The 6,961-nt window shown below is 42.5% G+C and carries 6 protein-coding genes; all 6 read right to left on the bottom strand.

The annotated features are described in order from the left end of the window. Positions 1-204: 204 nt before the first annotated feature. The 6 genes from HT699_RS08600 to HT699_RS08625 all read right to left on the bottom strand — a co-directional run bounded on the left by HT699_RS08600 (position 205) and on the right by HT699_RS08625 (position 6,756). Positions 205-870, bottom strand: coding sequence for a TrkA family potassium uptake protein (locus tag HT699_RS08600; protein ID WP_001283900.1), 666 nt, complete (start codon positions 868-870; stop codon positions 205-207). Between the two features lie 13 nt (positions 871-883). Then, positions 884-2,263 (bottom strand): TrkH family potassium uptake protein, encoded by a 1,380-nt coding sequence (locus HT699_RS08605; protein WP_172934272.1) that lies wholly within the window; start codon positions 2,261-2,263, stop codon positions 884-886. A 213-nt stretch (positions 2,264-2,476) separates the two neighbouring features. Beyond that, positions 2,477-3,241, bottom strand: coding sequence for a nucleoside phosphorylase (locus HT699_RS08610; RefSeq protein WP_100104657.1), 765 nt, complete (start codon positions 3,239-3,241; stop codon positions 2,477-2,479). A gap of 140 nt (positions 3,242-3,381) precedes the next feature. Continuing rightward, positions 3,382-4,236, bottom strand: coding sequence for a VOC family protein (locus HT699_RS08615; RefSeq protein ID WP_100104656.1), 855 nt, complete (start codon positions 4,234-4,236; stop codon positions 3,382-3,384). A gap of 200 nt (positions 4,237-4,436) precedes the next feature. Then, positions 4,437-5,474 carry an aldose epimerase family protein gene (locus HT699_RS08620; RefSeq protein ID WP_100104655.1) on the bottom strand — a complete coding sequence of 346 codons (1,038 nt, stop codon included), beginning with the start codon at positions 5,472-5,474 and terminating at the stop codon, positions 4,437-4,439. A gap of 115 nt (positions 5,475-5,589) precedes the next feature. Further along, a complete protein-coding gene (locus tag HT699_RS08625; RefSeq protein ID WP_044789298.1) occupies positions 5,590-6,756 on the bottom strand; it encodes an SIS domain-containing protein in 1,167 nt (388 codons plus the stop codon). Between the last annotated feature and the right edge of the window lie 205 nt (positions 6,757-6,961).

Below are 6,961 nucleotides of genomic sequence, written 5' to 3' on the forward strand. Positions count from 1 at the left end.
TAAGACTGACGAAGTCAGTTACCTATACCTACGGCAAGGTGACGTTGACGTGGTTTAAATTTGACTTTCGAAGAGTATTACTCTCTCTTGTCACTGCTTTCTATTCTACCATAAAGTCCAGCCTTTGAAGAACTTTTACTAGAATACAAGGCTTCTGTCTCTATTTACCATCTTAAGCATCAAAAAAGAGGGAAGCTCCCTCTTTTACAAATTCAATGCTGCTAGGGTATCCAAATACTGGTTGTTGATGACCGCCAAAATATAGGTATCTGCCTTCAAGAGGTCATCTGGTCCAAATTCAACATCCAATGGGGAATTTTCCTGCTCTCGGAAGCCCAAAATATTCAGATTATATTTGTCACGGAGGTCTAATTTACTCAGACTTTGACCTGCCCAAGACTGAGGAATTTTCATCTCCACAATAGAGACATTTTTATCCAACTGAAAGACACCAACACTATTATGGAAAAGAATGGTATGTGCTAGAGACTGCCCCATTTCATACTCTGGCGAGACAACCGAGTCAGCTCCAATCTTTTCTAGCACTTTCTTAGCAGTCTGACTTTTGACCTTAGCAATAACAGTCGGTACCCCCAAACTCTTACAGTGCATAACCGCAAGCACACTCGACTCCAGATTTCCACCTGTCGCGACGACAACGGTATCGCAGGTATCAATCCCTGCTGATCTCAATAATTCTTCATCTGTGATGTCACCAATCACTCCACGCGCCAAAACTGGCTCAAACTGATTGATGCGCTCTGCGTGGTCATCAATAGCGATAATATTCATATCCTGCTTGGCTAGGGCAGCTAGGACACTGCTCCCAAAAATTCCCAATCCTAAAATTCCAATCGTACGATCTGACATTCTCTTTCCTTTCTTAACCAATACTAATATCTGCTTTCATATAGTGAATCATATCTTTCTTTTCTGGATGGTAATCTGCCAAGCTAACAAACAAGGTCAAGGGACCAATTCGTCCCATAAACATAAGTGGCATGATAACACTGAGAGCCAATTTCCCAAGATCAGAAGTCAAATTTGCCGTTACACCAACTGTACTAAGAGCTGAAATGGTTTCAAATATGAGGTGGATAAAGGGAGGATTGCCTTTGGCTGTCATCCCTAGCAGGATCAATCCTACCAAGAAGCTCATCAAAAAGATAATAAAGACACTAAAGGATTTTTGAACCGTTCGCGGCGCAATCGTTCGTCTCGCAACATTGGCATGAGGCAAGCCCAAAAGCTCACTTCGAGCAAAGACCAAGAGGACAAAAAATGTCGTAATCTTGAGACCCCCAGCCGTTCCCCCAGGTGCCCCACCTAGAAACATCTGTAAGATATAAATCAAAAGAGTCACAGGATGAGCCTGAGTATAATCTATCGTAGAAAAGCCTGCTGTTCGCATCGTCACTGTTTGAAAAAAGCTAACTAAAACCTTATCGGCAACAGGGAGATTGCCAATCGTTCCAGCATTGTTCCACTCAAGAAAGAGAGTAGTTGCCGTTCCAAATAACAACAAACCTAGAGTCAATAATAGTACAAGCTTCGTATGAAAGTGCAGGCGCCCTTTTTTCTTTCTTCCTACATGACCAGCCAAATCAAACCAGACCATAAAGCCAAAACCACCTGTAATAATTAAGCCTGCAATCACCAGATTGACCAGTAAATCGGTCTGAAAAGCAAATAAACTGGTGCTCCCCAAATTATCAAAACCTGCATTACAGAAGGCGGATATAGCTAGAAAAATGGAACTAAAAAGACCGCGCCCCCAGCCAAGTTGTGGAACAAAACGAAAACTGAGGAATAGAGTTCCCAAACCCTCAACTAGAAAAGTTGTGAGAAAAATAGAATGGACAAACTTTCTCAAAGATCGAGTTTCTCCATAACTAAAACTATCCTGAATAGTTGCACGGCTACGAAGACTAAGCTTTTGCTTGCTCTGGATATAGAAAACCCCAATAAAGGTCATGAGCCCTAGACCACCGATCTGAATCAAGAGCAAACAGATTATTTGACCCCAGATATTATATGTGTGAGCTACTGGAAGGGTTGAAAGACCTGTCACACAGACTGCAGAGACAGCAGTGAAAAGATGATCAAAATAAGTCGCTCGTGAGCTTTCAACTTGGACAAAGGGCAAGCTCAAAAGAAGAGAGCCTAGTAAAATGACCAAGGCAAAACTCAAAAAAATACGACGGGCTGGCGATAAACGAGATAAGCCTAGCTCTATTTTTTCCTTAGATAATTTGAATAACATGTTTCCATTGTACCATAAAACAGAAGAAATATCTCAAATAGGAATGGACAAAACATCGCGTACGCTTATCCTAAAAAAGAGGTTATACAAACTCGTCCATTTCTAGAAACGTCTAAAAACTACCGACTTCCTATTTTATTCGGCAAAAAATAATCATCAATCAAGCTTTTAAAGTTCTCCTTCACTAAGATAAGAAACTGCCGAGAAAAGCGACTAAAGTTGCACAACACTTGCTAAACTCAGTTCTAACGCCTTCTCAAAAGCTTCCGAGCCCCAGTCACGACTATCGTACTGGTCCAAGTCTGCTAAGGAATCAGCTGTAAACAACAACTCTCCCCAGAGAATCCCACGCAGTTGTGCTACTGCCGCAAGCGCAGCACACTCCATCTCCACAACAGCACAGCCTTCCTCCTTGCGATAAGCCACCTTTTCAGCCGTTTCTCGGTAAAAACCGTCTGTCGTCCAGGTCATGACTTCTTCATAGGAAATCCCTCTGGCTTCCAACACTCGCTCAATAGCAGCAATAGCCTCTGGCTGCATTTCCATATAACGAGAAGGTGCCACATAGTGATAACTAGCTCCTTCATCTCGCAGAGCGCGAACAGGGACTAGAAAGGCATTTTCCTCTATATCGGCTAGCACACCACAGGTACCTGTGGAAATAATCTGCTCCACACCATAGCCAATCAACCAATCCATAAACTGAGCTGCTGGAGCTGAACCGACAGGAGCCTGAGCCAGACAGACCTCCTTGCCCTTGTAGTTCACGACATAGATTGGATAAGTCTTGGTGGCTGAAACGAATTCGCCGACACAGTCCGCCCCTACTTCCCTCGCATAGCGGTCAATTTCTTCACCTAAAAAAGCATAGACACACTTCTTTGGTAAGTGCAAATCCAGCCCCTCGTGATCAGGCATGATGACTGCCTGAGGATTGTCATCAAACTCTAAAATGGGAATTGCATGTTTCTGAATCATAGCCTGCCTCCTCTAATTTTGTACTATTGTATCAAAAATTGACGGAGTGTCAAGGAGGAAGCTGATGAACTGAGGAAAAGCTAATACTAGAATAAAAACCACTTTCTACAATTGATGCTCTGATTTTCATCACATCCTGTCTATCGAGCTAAGCAAATACGAGTCACAATTCCATCTGAGTCTGTGATTTCCAATTGGCTCGATGTCATCCATTTGATTGGTGCGTCAACTTCTTGTGCTCGTTGGGCAATCGTTAACAGTTCTTCTTTATGTGCGACTTCGATGACATAGTAGGCTAAACCTGGTAAGCCTTGCTTACGCGAATCCAGACCTTTTCCTCCCCATTCGTTAACTGCTAAATGATGATGGTAATCTCCAGCCGCAATCCAACTAGCGCTAGGCACACTGAATTTATCCTCTAGCCCTAACACCTTTTGATAAAACTGGCTGGACTTTCGACTATCCTTGACGGAAAGATGAATATGCCCCATTCTCGTACCTTCTGCCAGGATAAAGGGCTCTACTCTTTCCCCCAACTCATAAATGTCCTGCGCCGCAAGAGCCTCCGTCACTCCGATAATGCGTCCATCTTCTCGAATATCCCATGTGGAAACCGGCTTATCTCGATAGAGTTCAATGCCATTTCCCTCCAAATCTTCCAAGTAAATAGCTTCACTGTAACCATGGTCTGCACCGCCGACAAGAGGAATTTGTAAATCTGTCAGGTGTTTCAAGACATCAGCCAAAGCCTTGCGTGTGGGCAAGAGAATGGCCAAATGGTAAAGACCATAATGTTCCCTCACTTTTCCGCTCTCTTGTGCTTGAATCAGCTGTACCAAGACTTTTCCACCAAGGCCTAGAATGGACTCTGTCTCAGTTTGAGATAAGATTTCTAAACCAATAACTTGCTGATAAAAGGCTGTTTGACTGGCCAAATCCTTTACATTTAAAACTGTCTCTGCCAAATAAATGTGACTCTTGTATTCATAGGTCATAAATGGTCCTCTTTTCTCGTTGTAATTATTACAACTATTGTATAATTTCCATCAAGAAAGTCAAGCCAGATAACTCAAAAATAACACCATTTCAGGATAATATAAAGTAAATCATTTCATAATAAAACGCATATTATCAAACTTTTCATCACCTGACAATATGCGTTATTTTAATTTTAAAGACTTTTTGACCAGCTTTTTTATTTCACAACAAGTTCATAACGTGTCTTACTGGTGAAGGTTTGACCAGCTTTAAGGATGACTTGGTCTTTGAGGTCGCTGTGAATGGCATCTGGTAAAGCTTGCGCTTCAAGGGCAATCCCATTGTGCTGCACCATTGGCTGACCAGCCACAAGTACACTCTCATCCACAAAGTTTGCTGTGTAGACTACAAAGCAAGGAGCCACTGTTTTGAAGAGTAGGAAACGACCTGAGTTTTGGTCATAAAGGAAACCAGCATTGTCATGACCTGCAGGAAGGGCAAATGGATGGTCCAAACCAGACACCAGCTGAATTTGCTCATCTTCTTCTGCAAAAATATCCTTCAACAAAGCACCATTGTAGATGTGTTTAACCACATCACGATTAGCATCTGGAGTTTTGGCCGGAACACCGTCGGGAGCGATTGGGTAAATACCCTCTGTATTTAGTTGGAAGACATGACGGTCAATCGTCTGCGTGAAATCACCAGACAAGTTGAAATAGCTGTGGTTGGTTGGATTGACCAGCGTATCCTGATCGGTCATTACCTTGTAGCTGATTTCGTAAGCACCAGTTTCTTCCAAGTTGTAGCTAATCCAAATCTTGAGATTACCAGGAAATCCTCCTGTCCCATCTGTACGCTCTGTGTAGAGGGTCAAGCCATGGTCGCTCACTTCAACCAATTCAAACAAACTCGAATCCCAACTAGTTGAACCACTGTGGTTACAGTTGCTAGCATTGTTGACTTCAAGGTCATAGGTCTTGCCATTAAGCTCAAAGGTCGCGCCAGCAATACGACCTGCCACAGGACCTACGCTAGCTCCATGCTTGGGGCTATTACCTACATAGCTATCAAAGTCATCAAATCCCAAAATAACGTTGGCAAAATTTCCAGCCTTATCAGGTGTGACATAACGCAAGATGGTTGCACCATAAGTCATGACTTCAAGCTGGTAGCCACCGTCCGTCTCAAAACGATAGGTCAAGACATCCTCGCCCTCAACATTTCCAAATACACGCTCTGTGTATGCTTTCATTCTGTTCTCCTTTTACTATTTCTCTCAAGCAAACAAACCATAGAAAGCCTACTGACAATCTATGGTTTATCTGATAATTTACAAATCCTCTTGTCAAGAATTCATAAACACTGTCTTACTTTTGATATTCGTGAATTATGACACCTTGTACTACACGGTTTACTGTACCTGTAGGAGACGGTGTATCTGGTTTATTTTCTACCTTGAGTGAAGTCAATAGAGCAAAGAGTTGGGCATAAACGATGTAAGGGAAGACACGGTAAATATCATTCAAGACACCGCCACAACCAAGGACCACTTCTTTGACATTTTCAAGACCAAAAGCTTGATCACTCAAAAGCACAACACGACGAGCAATCTGGTCACCAGCAACTTCACGAACCAAGTCCAAGTCGTACTTACGAGTGTAGGCTGTCGTTGTACCAAAGACCAAAACAACTGTATTGTCGTTGATAAGAGATTTTGGACCGTGACGGAAGCCAACTGGGCTTTCATACATGGTCGCAACTTGACCAGCAGTTAATTCCAAAATCTTGAGCTGAGCTTCATGAGCAAGTCCAAAGAAAGGACCAGCGCCTAGATAGATGACACGGTTAAAGTCTAAATCAACGAGCTCTTTGACATCTTCTACCTTGTCTAAAACTTTACGGGCAAGACTAGATACAACTTCAAAACGTTCAGACTTAACAGCAAATTCTGTAGGATCAAAGACCAAGAGAGCTGTCAACATCATAGACGTAAAGCTAGAAGTCATGGCAAATCCAGCATCATTAGAGACAGCTGGTTGCAAGAGCAAGAGATTACGGTCATCACCGTGAGCTTGAAGAGCCAATTTACCATCTGCTGCACAAGTAATCGTCACTTGATAAAGCTCATCCACCAAGGATTTGGCCAAATCAACAGTCGCCACACTTTCAGGCGAGTTCCCACTACGAGCAAAAGACACAAGGACAGTTGCCACATCTTTTTTCAAATAGGTTGCTGGATTGGCAACGATATCTGTTGTCGCAATAGCATTGAAATTCCATTTGCGTTCGTCATAGACTTCCTTAAAGTAAGGTAGCAAGGTATCTCCCACATAAGCAGAAGTCCCAGCACCTGTCAAGATAACCTTAATATAGTCATGTTTATCAGCGATTTCTTGTAGGAAGGCTGCAATTTCTTCACGTTTTGCTTGATAAAATTCAAAAGCTTCTCTCCATACATCAGGCTGTTGGTAGATTTCACGCGTAGTGATTTCTGCACCCAATTCGAGCAAGTCTTCTTTTGTATAATGTAGCATTGAGTTCCTCTTTTTCTATTAAATATGGGAATGGGAGTAAGCTACATTCCCATGTATATTCTATATAAAATGCTCTAACGATTTTCACGTTGTCACATGAATTGAATCGAGTTCCAACTAAAATAGGAAACTAGCCGCAGGCTGCTCAAAGCACTGCTTTGAGGTTGCAGATAGAACTGACGAAGTCAGCTCAAAACACCGTTTT

Origin of the sequence: Streptococcus sp. 1055 (assembly GCF_013276815.1) — a bacterium.
Taxonomy (GTDB): Bacteria; Bacillota; Bacilli; order Lactobacillales; family Streptococcaceae; genus Streptococcus; species Streptococcus pseudopneumoniae.

What these genes read in the sequence shown, in the direction of transcription:
- HT699_RS08600 (WP_001283900.1), bottom strand. Translation starts at nt 870, where the DNA reads ATGTCAGATCGTACGATTGGAATTTTAGGATTGGGAATTTTTGGGAGC.
- HT699_RS08605 (WP_172934272.1), bottom strand. Translation starts at nt 2,263, where the DNA reads ATGTTATTCAAATTATCTAAGGAAAAAATAGAGCTAGGCTTATCTCGT.
- HT699_RS08610 (WP_100104657.1), bottom strand. Translation starts at nt 3,241, where the DNA reads ATGATTCAGAAACATGCAATTCCCATTTTAGAGTTTGATGACAATCCT.
- HT699_RS08615 (WP_100104656.1), bottom strand. Translation starts at nt 4,236, where the DNA reads ATGACCTATGAATACAAGAGTCACATTTATTTGGCAGAGACAGTTTTA.
- HT699_RS08620 (WP_100104655.1), bottom strand. Translation starts at nt 5,474, where the DNA reads ATGAAAGCATACACAGAGCGTGTATTTGGAAATGTTGAGGGCGAGGAT.
- HT699_RS08625 (WP_044789298.1), bottom strand. Translation starts at nt 6,756, where the DNA reads ATGCTACATTATACAAAAGAAGACTTGCTCGAATTGGGTGCAGAAATC.